Below are 23,212 nucleotides of genomic sequence, written 5' to 3' on the forward strand. Positions count from 1 at the left end.
GCATGCCGGAACTGCTCAAAACCACCTTGCGCAAGCTGTTCCTGGAACGCTACGGACAGTTTCGCCGCCATCTGCAGCGCCGCCTCGGTTCGGAAGACCTGGCCAATGACGCGCTGCATGAAACGTATTTGCGGGTGGAACGGATGAACGCGCCCGAAGCGATCAGCTACCCGTCCGCCTACCTGATGCGCATCGCCATCAACATTGCGGAAGATCAACGCCGCGACAATGCGCGCCTGCTCAGCTTGCCCGATATCGACGATCTGTACGAGATGGCCGACGAGCTGGCAGACCCGGCGCGCACCTTCAGCGCGCGCGCCGAACTGGAAGAGCTGGAACGGGCCTTGCAGGAGTTGCCGAAACGCCGGCGCGCCATCGTCATCGCCGCCCGCGTCGACCAGTTGCCGCACCGCGACATCGCCGAGCGCTTCGGCATTTCCGCCCGCACGGTGGAGAAGGAATTGCGCGCCGGTCTCGAACATTGCTGCGAGCGCATGGGACGCGATTTCATCCAGCGCTTCGGTCCCGGCGCGGGAAAAACGTCTAAACATCATGACTGAACAAGCGGAAGACGACATGGGTGTCATCCAGAAGGAAGCGCAGGCGTGGGTCGTGCGCCTGGCCTCGGGCCAGGTCAGCGAGCGCGACGCGCAAGTGTTTCGCCACTGGTGCGCGCGCAGCCGCAAGCATGCCAACGCGTTTGCCGAGGCGCGCGCCGTGTGGGGCGCCATGGCGCCGGCCGCGCGCGCCGTCAAGCGGGCGCAGGCGCCCGTGAATATGGCGCGGCGCACCTGGCTCGGTGGCGCCGTGGCTGCCTCGCTGGGCTTGCTGGTGCTGCGCCCGCCGACGGACCTGTGGCCGGCCGTGGCGGGCCTCGGTGCCGACTATGCCACCGGCACGGGCGAGCAGCGCGAAGTGGCGTTTGAAGGCGGCGTGCTGGTGCAGATGAATACGCAGACGCGCCTCGACGCTGCGCCCGTGCAGGACGGCGCCGCGGCGCTGGTGCTGCTGGCGGGCGAGGCGGAATTCCAGGCTGGCTTGCGCGGCGCGGCGCGCGTGCGCGTGCAGGCGGGCGACGGCACCGTGTCGGCCGGCAGCGCGCGCTTCAATATCCGGCTATTTGGCCAGGAAGTGTGCGTGACATGCCTGGCGGGCCGCCTGCGCGTGGCGCAGGCCGGCAACGATGCGGAACTGGCGGCCGGCCAGCAACTGCGTTACCGGCCCGAGCATTTCGGCATCGCCCGCGCCGTGGCCAGGGCCGACGTCAGCGCGTGGCGCCACCGGCTGCTGGTTTTTAAACAAAGCACCCTGGCCGAGGTGGTGGACGAGGTGAACCGCTACCGTCCCGGCAAGCTGATCCTCAATGGCGACGCCTTGAAACTGACGCGCGTGCAAGCGAGCTTTTCGCTCGACCGCCTCGATGACGTGATCGCCCTGATCCAGGACGCGTATGGCGCGCGCGTGACGCGGCTGCCGGGCGGCATCGTGCTGTTCGGCTGAGCCCCGCCTTGGCGCGCCGAGGTGCTCAGCCAATTATGACATTTTCATGACCTTTTGCAGTCCCGGACCTTGTTCCCTGTCAATGCTGCTGGAAGCCGCGAATCAGTGCCTGCCGCCCGCCCCGTGCGTGCCGCGCGCCGCCTCGCGATATCGGTCAGCAACGGAACATGAAAAGGGAATGTCGCCATGCAGCGAAGCAAGTCGGTCACGAAACACGCATCCTCCTCCGCCATGGCGGGCAACCGGAACGGGCGCCCGGTGCGATTGAAACCGCTGGCGCTGGCCATCGCCATGCTGCTGCAGGCGGGCGGCGCGCAAGCGCAGCAGCCGTTCAGCGGCGCGTGGTTTGCCGGCAAGGGTGCGCAGCAGGGCACGGCCGCAGCCACGGGACGCTTGCCGAATGGCCAGCCGGCCACATCGCTGAACAATCCTTTGCTGCAGCAGCAAAAGGCCGAAGGCAAGCTGCAGCAATCGCTGAACAACCTGTTGCTGGCCGCGCGCGGCATCGCCGCCGAACAGGCGGTGCAGGCAGCTGCGCGCCAGGCGGCGCTGGCGGCGGGCGGTGCGCCCGAGGGCTTGGTCAAGGGCGGCCTGCAGGTCGACACTAACAGCCTGACGGCGGGCTGGCTCAACGCCCAGGGACCCGTGCAGACCCAGGCCGACGGCAAGACCGTCGTGAAGGTCGCGCAGACGGATGACAAGGCGATACTGAACTGGGAAAGTTTTAACGTCGGCAAAAACACCACCTTGCAGTTCGACCAGAAATCGAACTGGTCCGTATTGAACCGGATCAACGATCCGCTGGCGCGCCCCAGCCAGATCCAGGGCCAGATCAAGGCCGACGGCACGGTGATGATCGTCAACCGCAATGGCATCGTATTTACGGGAAGCAGCCAGGTCGATACGCGCAACCTGGCGGCGGCCGCCATGGGCATGAGCGACAGCCAGTTCAAGAGCGGCCTGTACGGCAAGGCGCAGGGCGCGGGCACCGTGCCGACCTTCGCGAATGATTTATTGCTGGGCCAGAATACCTTTACGCATGGCAAGGCCGAGGCCGACGTCGTCGTCGCCGCCGGCGCGCGCATCGACACGCGCAAGCCGCAAACGGTGACGGAAGGCGGCGGCTATGTGCTGCTGGCCGGCCGCAACGTCGACAATGCGGGCGCCATCACCACGCCGAATGGCCAGACCACCCTGGCCGCCGGCGACGCCATCGTCGTGCGCCCGGGCCAGGGCACGGACAAGAACCAGTATTCGAGCACGCGCGGCAATGAAGTCGAGATGCTGCGCACGGCCGGCAGCGGCGCCGGCGCCGTCGTCAACCGCGGCTTGATCCAGTCGGCCGGCGGCGACATCACACTGAGCGGCAACACGCTGCGCCAGGACGGCATGCTGCTGTCGAGCACCTCCGTCAACGGACGCGGCGCCATCCACCTGTCGGCGGCGGGCGAGGACGCCAAGGTCAGCATGGGACGCGGCAGCGTCAGCGCCATTTTTATCGACGACAACGGCGCCACGGCGCTCGATGTGCAGCGCGATACCTTGCTGAAAGACACGGGCAAGGGCACGGACACGCCGCTGGACCGGCGCGACCAGTCGCTGGTGCGCATCGTTTCGGCCGGTAACGTGGAATTCGAAGGCGATTCGCTGACCCTGGCCACGGGCGGCCAGGTGCTGGTCGACGCGGCCCGCCGCAGCCACGTGGCGCGCGACGCCGCCATCGACGTCTCCGGCGCCGTCGGCGTGAAGGTCGACATGAGCAGCAACAATGTGCTGATCAATGTGCAGGGCAACGAACAGCGCGACGCACCGGGCAGCCGCGACGCGAAATACCTGAACAACAGCGACGTGTGGGTCGACCGCCGCGACCTGGTGCTGGTGCCGGCCGGCACGAATGGCTACGCCACGGATCGCTGGTACACGGCCGGCGGCCTGCTGGAAGTGAGCGGCTACCTCAATACCAGTGGCCACGGCATCGGCGAGTGGGCGGCCCAGGGCGGCACCGTCGGCTTTGGCGGCGGCGAAGTGGTGACGCAGGCCGGTTCGCGCATCAACATCGCCGGCGGCTCGCTGGACGTGCAGACGGGCATGGTCAAGCAGACGTGGCTGAAGGGCGCCGATGGCGCGATGTACAAGCTCAGCACTGCACCCGGCGACAATCTGTACACGGGCTTGTACCGCGGCTATGAAAGCACGCATGCGCGCTGGGGCGCGAACACGACGGAGACGTACGCGAATGCCTTGATCGGCCCGCGCGAACGCCTGGAAAACGGCTACACGGTGGGCCGCGACGCTGGCCGCCTGATCGTTTCCACGGGCGCGGCCGTGCTGGAAGGCGATATCGACACGTCCGTGTTCCAGGGCGAGCGCCAGCAGCGCAAGCGCGATGACGGCATGGATAGCTACAAGCAGGCGCAGACGTCGGCCGCGCGCGCCGGTCAATTGATCGTCGGCAAAATGACGCCCGTCTTCGATACGAAGGCGGGCCAGCTGCGCGACAGCCCGCAAGCCGTGCTGGAAAAAGTCGAGATCGGCAAGGTGGCGCCCGTCGCCGATGGCCAGTTGCTCACTGAAGCCTTGCCGGCCGCGCGCAGCAAGACCCTGCAGCTCGATGCGGACTGGCTCAATGGCCTGGAACTGGGCGCCCTGAATATCTACGCCTACGACAAGCTCGACGTCAACGCGGACGTGCGCGTGGCCGATGGCGGCGACGTCGCCCTGCACGCCACCGACGTGGCCATCAAGGCGAACGTCAGCGCGCGCGGCGGCAGCATCGCCGCCGGTGACATCATCTCGCGCTACCTGGCGAATGCGGGCGCGGTATGGGTCGAAGGCAAGCTGGTGCCGGACAACCGTCCCACGGGAACGGCCGGCGTGCGCGTGGCGCCCGGCGTGCGTCTCGATGCGCGCGGCCTGTGGAGCAACCTGGAACTCGATCCGGGCGCGGTCGCCGGCTTGCCGTATTTGAATGGCGGCAAGGTCACCTTGAAAAGCTCGGGCGGCGTCGAACTGGCGGGCGGCAGCGTCATCGACGTCTCGTCCGGCGCGGCCTTGATGAGCAATGGCAGCCTGCAGGGCGGACGCGGCGGCGACATCACCCTGGCGGTCGATCTGCCGACGGAGAAAGCGCCGACGGGCGCCATGCTCAAGCTCGACGGCGAGTTGCGCGGCCATGGCGTGAAAGGCGGCGGACGCCTGGTGATCGACAGCGGCGCGGCCGTCAGCATCGGCGGCAAGCTGCAGGGTGGCGACGTGTTGCCAGGTGGCAGCAGCGCCCCCATCGGCCTGCGCCTGGCCGATGAATTCCTGATCGCGAAGGGCGAGAAGATCCCCTTCGATTTTGCGCTGAGTACCAGCCTGATCAAGCCTGGCCAGGTCTTGAGCAAACCCGTGACGGTGGATGTGTCGGTGCAGAAACCGCTGGTCCTGGGTGCCGACCTGCTGTTGCCGCCAGGCGCGCACGTCGTCATCGACAACAAGACGTATGTCTGGGCTGGCTCCACCGTTCCAGCCGGCAGCGTGCTGACGGTCATCAATGGCTTGAATCCCGGCTTCGTGGTCTCGGCGGCGGTCTTTCCGAACGGCTTGCCGATCCAGCCGGTGACGACCCAGTATGCGGCCGGCAGCATTGCCGCCGACGACGTGCGCGCGCCGCGCGGCATGCTGTTGCCGGCTGGCATGGTGCTGGGACGCGATGTTGCCGTCCAGCCCATGCTGGCGCTGGGCGCCAGCCTGTTCCAGAGCGGTTTTGCCGACTACGCCATCACGGGCCGCGATGGCGTCGTGGTCGTCAAGGATGCGCATGTCGATGTGAAGATGCCCGTGCTGCGCTTCAATCCCGCCACGGGCCACACGGTGGCGAGTGGCACGGATCCGGCTGCCGCGCTGGAACTGTGGACGCCGGAGCTGTACCAGGAAGATGCGCGCAAGGCCCGTCTGACGCAGCGCGCCGGCGCCGACCTGTCGCTGACGGCCGGCAGCCCGCACGTGAAAGGGGATCTGGCGGTGGCGCAAGGCGCCGTCGTCACGGTCGATCCGGGCCGCCAGATCAGCCTGACGGGCAATGCGCAGATCACCATCGATGGCCGGCTCGAAGCCTGGGGTGGCAAGATCGCCGTCCTGCCCGGCACGTTTGGCACGGGCAATGATGTGGATGTACCGAACGGCAAGGGACAAGCCACGTCGATCTGGATCGGCGACAGGGCCGTGCTCGATGTCGCCGGCCGCGCCACGGTCGCCACCGACATGCGCGGCGACCGCTATGGCCGTGCCGACAAGGGCGGCAGCATTGAAATCGGCGCCCGCTACAAGGCTGATGCGGCCAGCGTCGACGCGGCCGATGCCTTTGTCGTCGTGCGTCCGGGCGCGCTGCTCGACGCCAGCGGCGCGCAAGCCACGCTGGACTTGCCGAACCAGGGCGCCGTCAACGTGGCCGGCAACGGCGGTTTGATTTCGCTCAGTTCGTATAACGGCATCTTTGCCGACGGCACTCTGCGCGCCGTGGCCGGTGGCGCCGGCGCGGCCGGCGGCACCCTGGCGCTGGCGCTGGACACGCCCAATTATGGCAAGGTCAACCGCTACAACTTGCAGGGCGACAACGTGGACAACGCGGTGCGCGTGCCGCGCGAAATGCAGCTGGCGCAGGTGCAGGGCGACAGCGCCTTGCCCGAGGACTTGCGCGCCGGCCAGCAGGATGCGGCGCTGCGCTACGGCAGCGCGCGCCTGGGCGCCGACCGCGTGCAGGCGGGCGGTTTCGACAACCTGGCCCTGCATGTGAACGGCATGCTCAGTTTTGACGGCGACGTCAAGCTGTCGCTGGGCCAGAGCCTGCGCCTGAGCGCCACCTCGCTGGGGCTGGCCCAGCAGCCGCCGCAGCCGGATGCCGATGGCCAGGACAAGGCGGGCAGCCTTGCCAGCCAGGTGCACCTGGCGGCGCCGTATGTGCGCCTGGGTACGGCCGTGCGTGCGCAGAAGGACGATTACATCGTGCCCAATGCCGTGAAAGGTTCGAAGAACCTGGGCAAGGGACGCGGCATCCTGGGCGTGCCGCTGGTGGCCGAGGATTCCCTGCTGCAGATCGATGCGGGCATGCTCGATATCGCGGGCGAAGTCAACATGGGTACGCGCGGCACCATTGCGCAGAGCAGCGGCGCCGACCTGGTGGTCGAGCGCGACGCCTTCGAGCAGCTGACCCTGAACAGCCGCGGCGACATGCGCCTGTCGAACAGCGCCGCCCTGTACCAGCCCGGCAACGCCACCCTGGTGGCCGCGCAAATCTACCCGGCCACGGGCGACAGCGGCATGGTCACGGTGGGCCAGCAGAGCGGCATCGACGAATACGGCAACCTCCGCGTCACGCTCGATCCGCTGCGCACGCTCAATCTCGGGCGCAGCGGCGACGGCGCCACGCCGAACCAGCCGTTCTCCGTGTTCGGTACCCTGAGCCTGATTGCGCCCACCATCAACCAGCACGGCGTGCTGCGCGCGCCGCTGGGCCAGATCAACCTGGGCGCCGAAGGCTTTGAAGCCAATACGGGCCGCGTCAATCTGTTGCCTGGCAGCCTGACTTCGGTCAGTGCGAAAGGCTTGACGATGCCGTACGGCGGCACGCTCGATGGCTTGAGCTACCTGTATGACGGCAACGATGTCGTGTTCAAGGGCGTGGGCAACGGCCCCGAGATCGCCTTGACGGGCGCCGCCATCGACGTGCAGGCCGGCGCCGTGCTCGACCTGTCGGGCGGCGGCACCTTGACGGGCGCGGCCTTCCTGGCCGGACGCGGCGGCTCCACCGACGCGCGCCTCAATCCGCTGGTGCAGATGAAGCCGAACGGCGGCTTTACCTTGCCCGGCCTGAATACCAACCCCGTGTACGCCATCATTCCCGGCGTGCAGCCTGACGTGGCGCCGTTGACGGCCGAGCAGGGCGCGGGCAAGCCCGCCGCGGGACGCCAGATCACCATCGGCGCGGGCGTGCCCGGCCTGGCGGCCGGCACCTACACCCTGCTGCCGTCGAATTTCGCCCTGCTGCCCGGTGCTTTCCGCGTGGAACTGAATGGCCTGGCCGGCGCCGTCGAGACGGGCGGCACGATTGCCATGCGCAACGGCTCGTTTGCCACGGCGGCGCAGACGGGCGTGGCGGGCACGGCGATCCGCGACGTGGTGGCGCAACAAGCCATCCTGACGCCGGCCGACGTGCTGCGCAGCTATTCGCAATACAATGAAACGGGCTATGCCGCCTTTGCCGTGGCGCAAGCCACGCGCGACGGCGTGCCGCGCGCCGCGCTGGAGCGCGATGCCAAGGGCGTGCGGGTGCAGCTGATCGCCCCATCCGTGCACAGCGTCAAGGATAACCAGACGCCGTTGATGATGGATGGCAGCGCCCTGTATGCGCCGGCCGAGGGCGGCTTCGGCGGCTCCCTGTTGCTGGGCACGGGCAACCATGCGTCGACGCGCTACGAAGTGCTGGCCGACGGCACGGCGCCGCTGGCCGATTTCGATGGCGTGTCCGTGCATGCGTCGCAGATCAATGCCTTCGGTGCCCAGCGCGTGGGCATCGGCGGCTTGCCGCGCGTGAACTACAGCGAATTTGGCACGGGCAGCAACCAGCGCGCCAATATCGCCGCCATCAACGAATCGGCGGGCGGCATCGTGCTGCGCGACGGCGCCGTGCTGAAGGCGGCCGAAGTGTTTCTGGTGACGGCGAGAAAAGACGGCGGCATCATCCTGGAGCAGGGCTCCGGCATCAATACGCTGGGCCGCGGCAAGGCCGCCTGGGATTCGCGCGACGGCTATGTGTACGAGCCCATGGGCAGCGTGCTGGCCGTCTCGAACGGCTGGCTGGACATGCTGCCGACCGCGGCGCCGTCGTCCGAATCGTATGGCCCCGGCATCATCGATATCGGCGCCTGCGCCAAGGCGGGCGGCGCCTGCAGCGGCAGCACCTCGCTGTATTCCGAGGGCACCATCGCGGCCGTGACGGAGCGCGCGTTTACCCTGCGCGACAACGTGCGCTACGGCACGCGCAACCTGGTGCTGGGCATGGGCTCCATCAATGTCGGCAGCGAGGCGTCCCTGGCGGACGCCAGCACCCGCGGCGCCTTGCCCGACGGCCTGGCGCTGAACCAGGGCGTGCTCGACCGCCTGCTGCGCGGCGACACCAGCACGGGCGCACCGGCGCTGGAAAGCCTGGGTTTGACGGCGCGCAATTCCTTCAACTTCTATGACTCGTCGCAGCTGTCGACCATCGACGCGGCCACGGGCAAGTCCTCGCTGTCGCGCCTGGTGCTCAATACGCCGGCCATCTACGGCTATGGCGGCACGGACGCGCTGGCGCGCATCCACACGGATACCCTCGTGTGGCAGGGCGCGACGAATGCGCCCGGCGCCGTCGTCGCCAATGGCCCCGGCACGGGCAGCGGCCGTTTGCAGGTCGACGCCAGGCGCATCGAGTTCGGCTTCACGCCGGACAGCCGTCCCGATACCATCCATAACCTCGACCGTTTGATGCTGGGCTTCGGCCAGGTGGCGTTGAATGCCAGCGAACAGCTGACGGCCAACAACAAGGGCAGCCTGTCCGTCTACCAGTCGCTAAGCGCGTGGGATACGGCCACCAATGGCTACCGTTACAGCGGCGGCGATTTGCTGATCAGCACGCCGCTGTTGACGGGTGCGGCCGGTTCCGTCAACCGCATCACGGCGGGCGGCGACCTCAAGGTGAGCGCACCGGCCGGCGCTACCCCCGCCGCGGCCGCCACGCCGACGAATGCGGCGCTGGCCGGCGCCCTGGGCGCGGAAGTGGCGCTCAGCGGCAACAGCGTCAGCGTCGATACCTCGGTGGTTCTGCCAAGCGGAAAGCTGACCCTGTCGGCCGAGCGCGATGTATTGCTGGGCGACAAGGCCAAGCTGGACCTGGCGGGCCGCAAGATCGATTTCTACGACACGAGCAAGTACAGCTGGGGCGGCGACGTGATCCTCGACAGCCGCGCAGGCGATGTGCGCCAGGCGGCCGCTTCCGTGATCGACGTGTCGGCCGTGAATAACCGCGCCGGCAAGCTGAGCGTCGTTGCCACGGGCGACGCGGCAGGCACGGCCGACTTGCGCGGCAGCCTGCTGGGCGGCGCCAGCGGCCATTATGACGCGGGCGGCACCCAGGTGCCGTACGCGGCCGGCGGCGTGGAAGTACGCGCCCAACAGATCGGCGACTTCGCCGGCCTGAACCAGCGCCTGAACACGGGCAAGGTGTTCGGCAGCCGCAGCTTCCAGCTCAAGCAGGGCAATCTGACCATCGGCGACGAGCTCAAGGCGCGCGAAGTGAGCGTGTCCGTCGATGGCGGCAGCTTGACGGTGAGCGGCCGCATCGACGCCAGCGGCGAACAGGTGGGCAGCATCCGCCTGGCCGGCCGCGACGGCGTCACCATCCAGTCCGGCGCCGTGCTCGATGCGCACGGCACGGTGCTGCGCACGGACAGCTATGGCCAGGTGATCGAGGCGCCGAACCGCGCCGTGATCGAACTGGCCGCGCCAGGCGGCCGCCTGAGCCTGGAAAACGGCGCGCGTTTCGACCTGCGCAGCGGAGACAAGGGTGGCAACTATGGCAGCATCGACCTGAACGCACGGCGCCTGGGCGGCGCCACGGGCGACGATATCGACATCGACGCGGCCGGCGCGCTGAACATCGCCGGCGCGCGCACCATCAACGTCAACGCCTTCTGGCAATACAAGGATGCCCCGGCCGGCACGGGCAAGGATGCGGACGGCCGCAGCTACCAGAGCATCAACCAGGCTTACCTGGACGAGAAACACGCGGACAGCCAGGCCTTCATGGCCCACGCGCTGGCCAACGGCAATTTGATGAACAACAAGCTGCACGGCTTGCGCGGCGACGCCAACGCCTTCCACCTGCGCCCTGGCGTCGAGATCGTCAGCGCCACGCCAGGCGGCGACCTGCATATCGATGGCGACATCGACCTGTCCGGCCACCGCTATGACGGCGTCAATCCGCTGGCGCGCCTGAGCGGCGTGTACGGCTCGGGCGAGGCCGGTGCGCTGGTGCTGCGCGCCGGCGGCAAGCTCAGCGTCTTTGGCAGCATCACCGATGGTTTCGATACCAGCGCCCTGCCAGTCACGGTCGATGACAAGGGCTGGCAGCTGTTGAAAGGCCGGCTGCCGTGGGGCGGCGAGGTCGTCGTGCCGCAAGCGGGCCTGGTGACCCTGGCCGAGGACACGTATTTCAAATCGGGCACGAGCGTCAATTTCGCCGTGCCGATGAAAGCCATGGAGTTGCGCAGCGGTACCTTGCTGGCGGCGCGCGCCACCTTGACGGCGGAGTTGAACCTGCCGGCCGGCAGCGTGCTGGGCGGCGCCGTGCGCAATGCCGACGGCAGCGTGCTGTACGCGGCCGGCACGGTCTTGCCAAAGGCGCTGACCTTGTCGAGCGGGATGCAGCTCGATGCCGGCCTGCGCCTGCCTGGCGCGGCCAGGGTGGCGGCCATGCTGTGGCCGGCGAACGTGGCCCTGCCTTTCCCCGAAGGCAGGCCGTGGGATGTGGCCGATGCCACGAATGCCGTCAATGGCGTGGTGCTGGCCTCGGCGCTGGCGCTGGACAAGGGCAGCGTGCTGCCCGCCGGCACCGTGGTCAGGCTGCCGGGCGACGTCACCATGGTGTCGCTGCGCAGCGCGGATGGCAGCGGCAGCCAGGGCCGCAACCTGGCGCTGGCGCCCATGCTGGCCCAGGGTTCGCAAGCGTGGTCGCTGCGCCTGGTGGGCGGCGCCGATACGGCGGCGGCCGACACGCGCGCGCTGAAACCGCATGCGAAGGACGCCCATCTGATGCTGGCCGATGCGCATTACGGCATGGCCACTGTCCGCGAGCTGGTTCCAGGCACCGGCTTGCCCGCACAGTATGTATGGGGCGACGATGCCGGCCTGTTTGGCGAGATACCGGGCATGCCGATCGACCTGGCCAACTTTGCCAGTGAAGAAGTGCTGCTTGGCTTCAATGAATATGGCGCAATCGTGGTCAAGATTGCCGATGGCACGGAGCCTCAATACGTGCACGTGACTGCGCCGGCGCGCCAGCCCCTGTTCAGCGTGCTGCGCACGGGCACGGGCGACCTCGATTTGCTGGCCGCGGGCGACTTCGACATGCGTTCGCTGTATGGCGTCTACACGGCCGGCACGCAGTCGGCCTCGCCGCTGGTCAATGGCAAGGATCTGTTCAACCTGCCGCGCGGCCTGAACGCCAAGGGCCAGCTGCTCGGTGCGCTGGGCACGGACTTTACGCCGTTTGTCGATGGCGGCAGCCAGAGCCTGTACCGCGCCTGGTATCCCGAGCATGGCGGCAATCTGCTGCTGCGCGCCCAGGGCGACGTCAAGGGCGACACGCTGGGCACCTCCACGCAACGCCGCGAGGATGCCATCGGCTGGCTGCGCGCGCAGCAGGACAGCAGCGACATCGGCACCTGGCTGTGGCGCCAGGGCAGCGGCAGCACGGCGGGCGGCGTGCCGACGGCATGGTGGATCAATTTCGGCACCTATGTCGCGCGTCCCGAAGGCGTCGACCTGTTCTCGGGCTTGCCGGGGCTGTCGGGCTTTACGGGCATCGGCACCCTGGGCGGCGGCAATCTGCTGCTGCAGGCGGGCGGCGACGCCGGCATGCTGGCCTCGCGCGCCGATCCGGGCGGCGAGTTCGCGCCGCGCAGCCAGGGCCTGAACGTGGCCGTGGGCAGCACGGGCAGGGTGACGCCGGACGGCAAGCTGCTGCTGACGGGCGGCGGCGATCTCGATATCCGCATCGGCGGCGGGCTGAACCCCGTGGCCGAGGTGCGCAGCTTCGACAGCAATAGCGACCGGCCGAACCCGAACACGCGTTTCGAACGCCAGGTGCCTGGCCTGAACAGCACGCTCACCAACCTGCGCGGCGCACTGCGCCTGGAAGCGGGCGCCGTGGGCGGCATCGAATTGCGCTTCGACCGCGCCGATCCGACGGAATCGCGGCCGTACGAAACCTACACGGCGGGCACGGCGATCGCCAGCGGCGGGCCTATCCTGGTGCCGGGCGACAGCGGCGTGCGCATCGATGCGCGCGGCGACGTGGTGCTGGGCGGCGTGGCCGATGCGGGCCGCGTGAAGCAACTGGGCTATGGTTCGCCGTTCAGCTACCAGGGCGTGGAGCGCACCGGCGAAGGCTGGAGCTGGTTCTCGCTGTGGACGCCGGCCACGGCCATCGACCTGTTCAGCGCGGGCGGCAACCTGACGCCCACCTCGTCCTGGATCAATGCGATGGCCGGCGACAACCATGCGCCGACGGACGGGCGCTTCGTCATGCCGTCCGTGCTGCGCGCCGTGGCCGCCAGCGGCAGCTTGTACTACGGCAATGCCAGCCTGGGCAGGCTGGGTGATGGCGGCAAGGTGGACATGCCGCAAAACGGCGTGATCCTGGCGCCGTCGCCGGTGGCGCCGCAATTTGTCAGGACGGGCACGGGCCAGCTGGAAATGCTGGCCGCCGACTCCATCCATGCGGCCGGTTATCCGATCACGCCATCGGGCGCCGACCCGCGCCTGCTGCCGAATCCGTTCAATCCGGGCTTCGTCGGCGCGCTGGGCAATGTCTGGTTCGGCCTGCTGCCGCTGCATAACGTCAGCGCCGATGCGTTGGCGCCGGGGGCATTGAAATGGTTTGGTACGTCGTCGAATGGCGCCAGCGATGCCAATCAACAAGTGTATCCGCTGTTCAGCATGACCCCGCCGACGGTCTCCGACTATGTGCCGGCAGGCCAGTTGCCCGCGCACTTCTATGCCAATAGCGGCGACATCGTCGGCCTGCGCACGGGCGGTATCGTGTACCGGGGCAACCTGAAGGGCGTCAGCGGCGCCCTTGGCCTGTGGTACGAGGGCGGCGGCGCCGTGGCCGTGCGTGCCGGACGCGACATCGTCAACTCCGGCACGCCGCTCGGCAACGTCGAGAGCGTACCGGACGGCGCAGCGGGATGGACCGGCCAGCCCTTTGCCAACAGTCCCGAGCTGCCGGAAAAGCCGGTCGTCTTCGGCAGCTCGTCGGCGCGCGGCAACCTGTTCGTGCACCGCCATGCCGACGACGTTTCCGTCGTCAGCGCCGGCCGCGACATCCGCTACAGCACCTTCTATGTGGCGGGGCCGGGCCAGCTCAATGTGAGCGCCGGGCGCGATTTGTACATGGCCGACAAGGCGGAATTGCGCAGCCTCGGCTCCATCGTCCATGTCGGCCAGGACAAGCGCGGCGATGGCGCCGGCATCAGCGTGGCCGCCGGCGTGGGCCGCAATGGTCCCGACTATGCGGCCTTCGCGGCGCGCTACCTGGACCCGGCCAAGCTGGCCGACCCGGGCAAGCCGCTGGCCGACCAGGCCGGCAGCGCCGTGTACGTCTACGGCGGCAAGCTGACCCTGGCCGACTGGCTGCGCGGCCAGTTCGCCTACGGCGGCGACGAGGCGGGCGCTGCCGTCTTCCTCGGCACGAAGCAGGCCGAGCTGGAGAAAGCTGGCCAGCAAACGGGCGGCGTGCGGCGCGACCTGGCGCGCGAATACGCGCAGGTCAGCCAGCTGCACCTGGTGAACTGGCTGACGACGCGTTTTGGCGGCGACAGCGGCCTGGGCATCCGCTACGACCCGGCCACCGATGCGCGCAGCTTCTTTGCCGCCTTGCCGAAGGAACAGCAGCAGGTCTACCTGAGCAATGTCTACTTCGCCGAGCTGAAGGCGGCCGGGCGCGAGTACAACGATCCGGACGGCGTGCGCCGCGGCAGCTATCTGCGCGGCCGCGAAGCCATCGCCACCCTCTTCCCGACGCAGGACAAGGCGGGCAAGAAGATCGAGTACCAGGGCGACCTGACGATGTTCAGCAGCGCGCTGTACACGGTCAACGGATACGGCGGCGTGTACACCAAGCGTCCCGTCGCTGGCGTGCGCTACCTGAGTCCGCAGGAATGGGCCGAGGCGGGCCGTCCCGACTACAACGTGCCTTACGTGACCGTCAACGACACCGGCATCCACACGGATTTCGGCGGCGACATCGGCATCACGGTGCCGGGCGGGCGCGCGCTGATCGGCGTGGACGGCGGCTATGCGCCGGGCGAAGGCTCGGGCGTGCTGACACAGGGACAGGGCGAGATCCAGATGTATGCGAAAGACAGCATCCTGCTGGGCCAGAGCCGCATCTTCACCACCTTCGGCGGCAACATCCTGGCCTGGTCGGCCACGGGCGACATCAATGCGGGCCGCGGCACCAAGTCCACCGTTGTCTACACGCCGCAGCGCCGTACCTACGACAGCATCGGCCTGGTCAGCCTGTCGCCGAGCACGCCGACGACGGGCGCCGGCATCGCCACCCTGAACCCGATCCCGGAGGTGCCGCCCGGCGACATCGACCTGATCGCCCCGCTGGGCAGCATCGACGCGGGCGAGGCGGGCATCCGCGTCTCGGGCAACGTCAACCTGGCGGCCTTGCAGGTGATCAATGCGGAAAACGTCCAGGTGCAGGGCAAGTCGGCGGGCCTGCCCGTGGTCGCCACCGTGAACGTGGGCGCGCTCAGCAATGCCAGCGCGGCCGCCACGCAAGCCGTGACGGCGGCGCAGGACGTGCTGCAGCGCGAACGGGCCGCCACGCGCCAGGCGCAACCGTCGCTGTTCACGGTGAAGGTGCTGGGCTTTGGCAACGAGCAGGCGGACGAGGGCGGTGTTGGCAAGCACCAGGGCGGCGAACCGCAGGCGTCCAGCTATCAGCCGGCCGGCGTGGTGCAGGTGCTGGGCGCGGGGCCGTTGACGGCGCCGCAGCTGCAGGCGCTCACGCCGAACGAGCGGCGCGGCCTGCAACCGTGAGTTTTATGAACATTTGATGACATTCGGCAGTCGCCGCGCGCGGCGGCTGTCTAGGCATCAGTAGATCAGCATTAGCAACAAAAAAACGCCGGCCCAGCGCCGCAACACAGGGCAACCGTTTGATTTTAAGGTGAATGGAAGATGCGTGAGATGAAAAAACAGGGCAAGGGGGCAGCACCCGCGGCACCCGCGACCGCCTTGACGATGCTGTGCCTGGCCATGCTGGCGCTGCCCGGCATGGCGCGCGCGCAGGACGCGGTGCCGGCAGCCGCTCCCGTGGCCGCGCCGGAACGGCAGGTGACGATCGAGGAATACCTGGTGCGCGGCAATACCGTGCTCGATGCGCGCGCCATCGAAGAGGCGGTCACGCCCTTCCTGGGGCCGGGCCGCACCCTGAAGGACGTGGAAGGGGCGCGCGACGCCCTCGTTGCCGCCTACCAGGCCCGCGGCTACCAGTCCGTCTACGTGGACTTGCCGGAGCAGCAGGTGGAGCAGGGCGTGGTGGTGCTGCAGGTGAGCGAAACGAAGGTGGGACGCTTGCGCGTGGTCGGTGCGCAATACAACTCGCCGCTCGACGTGCGCCAGCAAGTGCCGGCCCTGACGGAAGGCAAGGTGCCCGACTTTACCCAGGCGCAAGTGGAACTGACGGCCCTGAACCTCGGTCCCAAGCGCCAGGTGATGCCGCTGGTCAAGCAGGGCAGCCTGCCCGGCACCATGGATGTGGACTTGAAAGTCGAGGACAGCAGCCCGTGGCGCGCCAGCGTCGGCTTGAATAACGATTACAGCGCCGATACGAAAAAGTTGCGCACAAGCATGTCGGTCGGCCACGACAACCTGTGGCAGATGGGGCATAGCGCCACCATCAGCTTTTTCGGCACGCCGGGCGACCTGAACCAGACCAAGGTGTGGTCCGCCTCGTACGTGGCGCCGATCGGCACGCAGGGCTGGAGCCTGGAAGCGACGGGCTACCAGTCGAACAGCAATGTGGCCAGCACGGGCGGCACCAGCGTGCTGGGCAAGGGCCACGCGCTGGGCATGAAAGTCAACTACACGGTGCCCAACAGCGGCGTCTGGTGGCACAGCTTTAGCGCCGGCATCGATTTCAAGGATAACCAGGAAGCGCTGCAGCTGAATGGCGCCGGCTCGAGCATTCCATTGAAGTATGTGCCGCTCAGCGTGGCCTACAACGGTTTTGCGCAGACGGACGCGGCAACGTACGGCCTGGGCCTGTCGCTGGTGGCCGGTACGCGCGCCGCGTTCGGCTACGGCAGCAACAGCGCCGCCTACGACAACAAGCGCTACAAGGCTACACCCAGCTTCCTCGTCCTGAAGGGCGACGCCAACGCCACCACTACCCTGGGCAGCGGCGCACAGCTGCATGGCCGCATGTCGGGCCAGCTGGCCGATGCGGCGCTCGTGTCGGGCGAACAGATGGCCGCCGGCGGCGCCAATTCCGTGCGCGGCTACCTGTCGGCCGAAGCGACGGGCGACTACGGCGTGTCGGGCACGGTCGAATGGCGCACGCCCCAGCTGACGTATTTCAGCCGCCTGGAAAACTGGCGTTTGTTTGCCTTTGCCGATGGTGCGCGCCTGCGCCTGCGCGATCCGATGATCGAGCAGAAAGACCTGTTCGGCCTGGCCTCCGTGGGCGTGGGCAGCAGCTTCCAGTTCCTGCGCTACCTGAATGGCCGTATCGATTTTGCTTACCCGCTGCGCGATGGCCCGCGCACGCACAAACACGTGCGCCGCATCAATTTCAACCTGTCGGCCAGCTACTGACGGGCCAGCTCACCAGCACTGCACTTTTTTAGACTTTTCTTCGGAGAATCACTGTCATGCAACGTTTTCTTTTTCTGCTCACGATCCTGGGCACGCTCGTTCCCGGCCTGGCGCATGCCTGGTGGCAGCCCGACTGGGCTTACCGCAAACCCGTCACCGTCGACGCCGGTCCGAAGGCGGGCGCCGTGGGCGGCGATCCCGGCCGCATTCCCGTGCTGCTGCGCTTGCATTCGGGTAATTTCAACTTTGAAGGCGTCAGCGACAACGGCGCCGACCTGCGCTTCGTGGCGGGCGACGATAAAACGGTGCTGAACCACCAGATCGAACAGTTCAACCCGCTGCTGGGCATCGCCCTGATCTGGGTCGACGTGCCGGCCCTGACGGCGGGCACGCCGCAGCAGCTGTGGATGTATTACGGCAATCCGAAGGCGCCCGCTTCCGGCAATGGCCAGCGCACTTTCGACCCCGATTACAGCCTGGTGTACCACTTCACCGAGCCTGGCGTGCCTTCGCGCGACAGCACTGCCTACGGCAACCATGCCCAGACGGCCGTGCCGGCGCTCGATGGTTCCGTCATCGGCGCGGGCGCCCGCCTGGGCACGGCACCTCTGATGCTGCCTGCCTCGCCTTCGCTGGCGCTGGCCGCCGGTGCGCCGTTCACCTTTTCCGCCTGGGTACGTCCCGATAACCTGGGCCCGCAGCAAGTGCTGTATGCACGCCGCGATGGCGCCAATGAATTGCTGATCGGCGTGGACCAGGGTGTGCCTTTCGTGCAGGTGAATGGCCAGCGCAGCAAGCCCGGCCAGCCGATCCAGGCCGCGCAATGGTCGCACCTGGCCGTCAAGGCCGACAAGAACAACGTGGCCCTGTACGTGGGCGGCCGTCCGGCCGTGTCGCTGGCCACCGCGCTGCCAGCGTTCACCACGGCCGCCTCGGTGGGCGCCGATGCGCCGCCGGTCGCTGCCGGTACTTCCACCCTGAACAATTTCACGGGCGCCATCGACGAGCTGCGCCTGTCGCGCACGGCCCGCGCCGACGCCCTGCTGCTGGCCGATGCCGTTTCGCAAGGTTCCGAATCGCGCCTGGCCGTGTTTGGCGCCGATGAACAGCAAGCGGGCAAGAGCCATTTCGGCTTCATCATCGCCGCCATGCCGCTCGACGCGTGGATCGTCGTCGGCGTGCTGGGCCTGATGATGGTCTTGTCGTGGATCATCATGATCGGCAAGGGCCGCAGCTATGGCGCCATTTCGCGCGCCAATGCGCAATTCATGCAGTCGTTCCACGAAGCGGCCGGCGCGCCGCTGGACCACCTGGCGCGCAACGGCAAGCTGAGCGCTTCCGTGAAGACGGATTCCTCGCTGTGGCGTTTGTATGACGTGGCCATCGACGAGATGCGCCGCCGCCATGACCGCGGCTACGACTTGAACGCCGTCTCGAATGCGACCATCGGCGCCATCCGCGCCGCCATGGATGGCGTGATGGTGCGCGAAAGCGAACGCATGTCGAAACGCATGATCTGGTTGTCGACCACCATCGAAGGCGCGCCGTACGTCGGCCTGTTCGGCACCGTGATCGGCATCATGCTGGTGTTCGTCGTGGCGGCCATGGCCGGTGCCGTGGATATCAACTCGGTGGCGCCGGGCATGGCGGCAGCGCTGCTATGTACTGCTGCCGGCCTGGGTGTGGCGATTCCCGCGCTGTTCGGCTACAACTGGCTGTCCTCGCGTTCGGACGCCATCGTCGCCGATATGGCCGTCTTCGTCGATGAATTCGCCACGCGCCTGGCTGAAGAGCAGGGCGACGGACGCCAGATGCGTCCCGTGCTGCAACAGGCGTGAGGGGCGCATAACCATGGCCACCTCCGCCAAGTTTACCCCCCGCAAGCGTAGCGGCGGCATCAACATCACGCCCTTCGTCGACGTGCTGCTGGTGGTGCTGGTGATCTTCATCTTGACCAGCAACGCCAGCATTCCCGGCATCAAGGTCGACCTGCCCAAGGCCAGTTCGGCCATGGCGCTGGAAAAACCGAAGACCAAGGCCATCACCATCGACAACGCGGGCCAGGTCTTCCTCGACGCCTATCCCGTCACCTTGCCCGAGCTGGAAGAGCGCCTGCGCACGGAAAAGGCCTTGACGCCCGACTTCCCCGTGATCGTGCGTGGCGATGCCGCCGTGCAATACGCGAAAGTGGTCGAAGTGCTGGACTTGCTGCGCCGCATAGACCTGAACCAGGTGGGCCTGGTGACCGGCAAGCCGGCATGAGGAGCGCAAGGTGAAGCGTGACGACATGATGAAGATGGCCGCCTCGGAACCGTCGGGCGCGGCGCAGTGGTGGCGCCGCTGGGGCGGCGTGGCCGGCGGCGCGCTGCTGGCCGGCGCGCTGGCCGCGCTGGTCTGGTATTTGCTGTCGGACACGGCGGCCACCAAGCGCGAAGTGGCAGCCCCGCCCATGCTGATGCTGCCCCCACCGCCGCCACCGCCGCCGGAACCGGAAAAACTGCCGGAACCGACGCCGGACAAGGTGGTGCCGGAAGTGTCGGAGCCGGAACCGACGCCGGCCGACAAGCCCATGGATGACGCGCCGGAAAGCCCGTCGCCGGACAAGGGCGACCCCGTCACCATCGACGGCGCGGCGCAGGCCGGCAGCGACGCCTTCGGCATCCAGGCCGGGCGCGGCGGCGGCATGACGGGTGGCGGCGGCGGTGGCGGCGGCCTCGGCGCGGGATCGTATGGCCGCTATGTAGCCAACGCGCTGCAGCTGGCCTTTGCCCGCGACCCGCGCACGCGCCAGCTGGCGTTTGCCGACATCCGCGTCGACCTGTGGCTCGATACGGAAGGCAAGACGACGAAGGTGCAGCTGGTGCAAGGCACAGGCAATGCGCAGACGGATGAGCAAGTGCTGGCCATGGTGCGCGATTTCCGCGCCGACGAGCGGCCACCGGCGTCCCTGCGTTTTCCGGCCCGCGTTTCCATTAAAGGTCGGCGCCCGTAAGCGCATGAACCAATTCCTCATTTACCGAAAGAAGCGATGAATTCCTTATTTTCTCCCTCACAGCACCTGCGCCGCCTTCCGCTGGCGCTGGCTGCCCTGGCCCTGAGCGTGGCGGCAGGCGCGGTACAAGCGCAGACGGCACCTGCCGACAGCACCATGGTCAAACTGATCCGCGGCCTGATCCAGAGCGGCGCCCTGAACAAGGATGCCGGCGAGGCGCTGCTGGCGCAGGCGCAGAGCGAAGCGCTGGCCGCGGCGCAAGCCCGTCCGTCCGCCGCGCCGGCGGCCCTGGCGCAGGTACAGGCGGGCGACGTGCGCGTGCCGTATATTTCGCAAACCGTGCGCGAGCAGATCCGCGACGAGATCAAGGGCCAGGTCATGGCTGAAGCGAAGGCGGGCGGCTGGGCGGCGCCGAATGAAACGCCGGCCTGGACCAAGCGCATCCGCCTGGAAGGGGATGTGCGCGCGCGTTACGAATCGCGCTACTACGACATGGCCAACAGCAATATCGAGATCGACTGGCGCTCGCTCAACAGCGGCAGCGGCTACGACGTCAATTCGAACACCAACCTGGCCCTGCCGGCGCTGCTCAACACGCGCGAAGACCGCAAGCACTTGCTGCGCGCGCGCGCCCGCCTGGGCATCCTGGCCGACATTTCCGACACCACGCAAGCGGGCATCCGCCTGGCCAGCGGCAATGACGACAGCCCCGTGTCCACCACGCAAACCCTCGGCGGCGGCCTGGGCAAGAAAAACATCTGGCTGGACCAGGCCTGGCTGTCGTACCAGCCCGCTTCCTGGCTGAAACTGACGGCGGGCCGCTTCGATAACCCGTTCGTGTCCGGCGACGAACTGTTTTCCAGCGAACTCAATTTCGACGGCATCGCCGCCAAGGTGCAGCAACCCCTCGGCGACAGCAAGGACGTCACCGTTTTCGGTACCCTGGGCCTGATTCCGCTCGAGTATTCGTCCGACAATGCGCCTAGCCGCAGCCAGGCAAAAATGTCCAGTGAAAACAAGTGGCTGCTCGGTGCGCAAGTGGGCGCTTCGTGGAAGATCAATAGCGACCATCAATTGCGCGGCGCGCTGGCCTACTACAACTTCCGCAACATCAGCGGCGAGTATTCGCAGCCGTGCGCCCTGTACGCGGGCGCCGATGGCTGCAGCACGGACTGGTCGCGTCCGTCGAGCATGCAAAAGGGCAATAGCTTGATGTTGTTGCGCAATATCGCCTTGAATCCGCTGGACCCGGCGAATACGCCGCAGCCGCAATTCGTGGGCCTGGCCTCGAAATTCCGCCTGGCCAACCTGAATGCGCGCTGGGATAGCAAGGTGGCCGGCGGCACGGACTTGCGCATCGAAGGCGATTATGTGCGCAACATGGCTTACGACAAGAACGCAATGTGGGCGCGCGCCAAGGGCGGCATCATGAATAACTTCGGCGGCACGGGCGGTGTCTCGCAAGCCGATTTCAGGAGCGGCGGCAATGCCTACATGCTGCAGGCGACCCTGGGCAAGGCCAGCCCGGCCGCGCGCGGCGACTGGAATGTTTTACTTGGCTACAAGCGCATCGAACCGGATGCCTTGCCTGACGCCTACAACGATTCCACTTTCCACCTGGGCGGCACGAACGCGCGCGGCTACTACCTGGGCGGCGCGTACGCGCTCGACAAGAATACCTGGCTGAACGGCCGCTGGACGTCGAGCCGCGAAGTGTTCGGCTCGGCGCTGTCGATCGACACCCTGCAAATCGAATTGAACGCGCGTTTTTAAGGAGCCACGATGTTGACATACAACAAAATGCGCTTGCCTTTGCTGCTGCTGAGCTTGCTGGCCGCCGGCACGGCCCAGGCGCAGGGACAGAAGGGGCAGAGCATGGAAGAGCGCCTGCGCGCCGAGTTGCGCAATGTCACGGCGCAATTGCAGCAGACGCGCGGCGAGCTGGAATTGCTCAAAGCCAAGGGCGCACCGGCCGCCAAGGCGGCGCCCGCTACGCCTGCCAGTGATGGCTTGAAAAAGGAGCTGGCGCGCAGCCAGTCGCAACTGGCGCAGGAGCGCGCGCAGCGGGAAAAACTGGGCGAGCAGCAACAGCGCAGCGCCACCGCCGCGCAAGAGGCAACGGCCAACCTGGCGCAGTACCGCCAGGCCAGCGAGCAGCTGGCCGCCACGGGCAAGCAGCTGGAAGCGGAGCGTGCTCGTCTCGACGGCGAAGTGACGTCCCAGCGTGGCGCCCTGGCGCGCTGCGAAAGCAAGAATGCCCAGCTGTATGCGGCCGGGCAGGACATCCTGCAAGCGTATGAGGGTCTCAATGTGCTGGACGTCATGCAGGCGCGCCAGCCGTTCGCCGCGCAAAGCCGGGTAAAACTCGAGCAAATCGCCCAGCAGTATGGCGACCAGCTGTATCAGGGCCGCTTTGATGCGCGTCAAACAGAAACACCGGCCGCGCCCGCGCCGGCCCCCCAATAATTTTATTTTGAAATGAATGGAATGACGATGGAACACACCAACAACTTGCTGACCACCCTGAACGCGGAACAAACGGCCGAGGCCATCAAGGCGGCCGGCTGCGCCGTGACCAGCATCGAACACGACGGCGTCGTGCGCCTGCACAGCGCCAGCCATGGCATCGGCTTTCAGGTGCTGTGGGGCAATGAAGCAGCGCCTGGCCAGTATGCGGATCTGACCCTGAGCTGCCCGCTGCGCGTGCAGGGCGGCGACTTGCCGTCCGGCTTGCTGGCCGAATGGCACCGCAGCAAGCGTTTTGCCCGCGTGGCCCAGCATGGCGATTTCGTCGTGCTGGAAATGGATGTGCTGGTCGCCGGTGGCGTCAGCCGCGAGTACCTGAATATCAATCTGCAACTGTGGACGCAGATGATGGGCCAGTTCTTCTTGTTTTTGCGCAACTTTACGCCGGCCGATACGAGCACCACACCGGTAGTCGAGGCCGTCAGCGTGGCAGAAGAAGAAACTGTGCCGGCCTGATAAGCGGGCCAATGGCGGTGAAAAAAGGCCCGTGACGGGCCTTTTTTGCCGCCTGCGGGTCCCAAGTGTCGTATTAAATACTTATTTTTTAGGCATCGCGCATTAAAA

At 67.3% G+C, this 23,212-nt stretch carries 10 protein-coding genes; all 10 read left to right on the top strand.

The window, feature by feature from the left end; genetic code table 11:
* The first annotated feature begins 2 nt into the window (after positions 1-2).
* The 10 genes from CSQ93_RS17860 to CSQ93_RS17905 all read left to right on the top strand — a co-directional run bounded on the left by CSQ93_RS17860 (position 3) and on the right by CSQ93_RS17905 (position 23,104).
* On the top strand, positions 3-560 hold the full coding sequence (locus CSQ93_RS17860) for an RNA polymerase sigma factor (RefSeq protein WP_035823145.1): 558 nt from the start codon (positions 3-5) through the stop codon (positions 558-560).
* A complete protein-coding gene (locus CSQ93_RS17865) occupies positions 553-1,500 on the top strand; it encodes a FecR family protein (RefSeq protein WP_099379195.1) in 948 nt (315 codons plus the stop codon). Before CSQ93_RS17860 ends, CSQ93_RS17865 begins: the two co-directional genes overlap by 8 nt.
* A 186-nt stretch (positions 1,501-1,686) precedes the next feature.
* A complete protein-coding gene (locus tag CSQ93_RS17870) occupies positions 1,687-15,351 on the top strand; it encodes a filamentous haemagglutinin family protein (protein WP_099379196.1) in 13,665 nt (4,554 codons plus the stop codon).
* Positions 15,352-15,492: 141 nt separating this feature from the next.
* Positions 15,493-17,130, top strand: coding sequence for a ShlB/FhaC/HecB family hemolysin secretion/activation protein (locus CSQ93_RS17875; RefSeq protein WP_199534447.1), 1,638 nt, complete (start codon positions 15,493-15,495; stop codon positions 17,128-17,130).
* A 56-nt stretch (positions 17,131-17,186) separates the two neighbouring features.
* On the top strand, positions 17,187-18,968 hold the full coding sequence (locus CSQ93_RS17880; RefSeq protein ID WP_099379197.1) for a DUF2341 domain-containing protein: 1,782 nt from the start codon (positions 17,187-17,189) through the stop codon (positions 18,966-18,968).
* Positions 18,969-18,981: 13 nt separating this feature from the next.
* On the top strand, positions 18,982-19,392 hold the full coding sequence (locus tag CSQ93_RS17885; protein WP_034753784.1) for an ExbD/TolR family protein: 411 nt from the start codon (positions 18,982-18,984) through the stop codon (positions 19,390-19,392).
* A gap of 10 nt (positions 19,393-19,402) precedes the next feature.
* Positions 19,403-20,122 (top strand): energy transducer TonB family protein, encoded by a 720-nt coding sequence (locus CSQ93_RS17890; protein ID WP_233516232.1) that lies wholly within the window; start codon positions 19,403-19,405, stop codon positions 20,120-20,122.
* Between the two features lie 36 nt (positions 20,123-20,158).
* Positions 20,159-21,895 carry a putative porin gene (locus CSQ93_RS17895; RefSeq protein WP_099379198.1) on the top strand — a complete coding sequence of 579 codons (1,737 nt, stop codon included), beginning with the start codon at positions 20,159-20,161 and terminating at the stop codon, positions 21,893-21,895.
* Between the two features lie 9 nt (positions 21,896-21,904).
* Complete coding sequence (locus CSQ93_RS17900; RefSeq protein ID WP_099379199.1) at positions 21,905-22,588, top strand: hypothetical protein; 684 nt, start codon at positions 21,905-21,907, stop codon at positions 22,586-22,588.
* A 27-nt stretch (positions 22,589-22,615) separates the two neighbouring features.
* The gene (locus CSQ93_RS17905) at positions 22,616-23,104 is read left to right on the top strand and encodes a YbjN domain-containing protein (RefSeq protein WP_233516233.1); all 489 of its coding nucleotides are present in this window, start codon (positions 22,616-22,618) and stop codon (positions 23,102-23,104) included.
* Positions 23,105-23,212 lie beyond the last annotated feature (108 nt).

It is taken from the genome of Janthinobacterium sp. BJB426 (genome assembly GCF_002735705.1).
In the GTDB taxonomy this organism is placed as follows: Bacteria; Pseudomonadota; Gammaproteobacteria; order Burkholderiales; family Burkholderiaceae_D; genus Janthinobacterium.